General features: G+C 67.8%; 1 protein-coding gene. It reads left to right on the forward strand.

Annotated features, from left to right (window positions below):
* Positions 1-90: 90 nt before the first annotated feature.
* On the forward strand, positions 91-678 hold a 588-nt coding region (locus ABD017_RS16735), incomplete at its 3' end, for a VC1465 family Xer recombination activation factor (protein WP_343883958.1).

Below are 678 nucleotides of genomic sequence, written 5' to 3' on the forward strand. Positions count from 1 at the left end.
TATACATTATGCGAAGTCACGGATGTACCGAAGTCGGTTCGGCGTCGGCGTGCTCGCACATGGCATGTCTCCCCCGATGGCTTTCGTGAGTTGCGTCACGCCTGCCTGTTGAACCGCAAGGCATGCGCCGAGTATCTGGGCGTCAGCCTCCGGACTGTCCGTTATTGGGACGCTGGCCGTAACCGCGTGCCGTGGTCGGCGGTGCGGCTGCTGCGGCTGCTGCGGACCGGTGACCTAGGCGCGCTGTGCGATGAATGGGCCGGCTGGACCATCAACCGGCTGGGTCTTCATGCACCGGCTGGCCGCACCTACCGCGAGCGCGACATGCGGCATTGGTGGCTGACCATCGAACAGGCGCACCTGTTCCGTGAGCACTACGAAGCCACAACCCGGCCGGCGGCCGGCCGTACCGTGCCAGCCGCCGCGAAGGTCGCGGCCGGTGACCCGCTTCAACCCGAAGCCGGCATGGCGGCCAAGCAAGCCGAAGCCGCGCCCTCCCATCCGATCGGAGCCGTATCCACGTCGACCGCTCTTGTGCGCCTCCGCAAGTCGGCACCGCCGGCGGCGGCGCACATGGCGGGCGACCTGGACATGGTTGCCGAACGGTTCGGCAGAGCGGCGGCGGCGGCGCGCAGCGGCGCGGGGCTTGTCAGCTCTTCTAAACAAGTGGAACGCCAC

It is taken from the genome of Rhodanobacter caeni (assembly GCF_039523575.1).
Lineage (GTDB): Bacteria > Pseudomonadota > Gammaproteobacteria > Xanthomonadales > Rhodanobacteraceae > Rhodanobacter > Rhodanobacter caeni.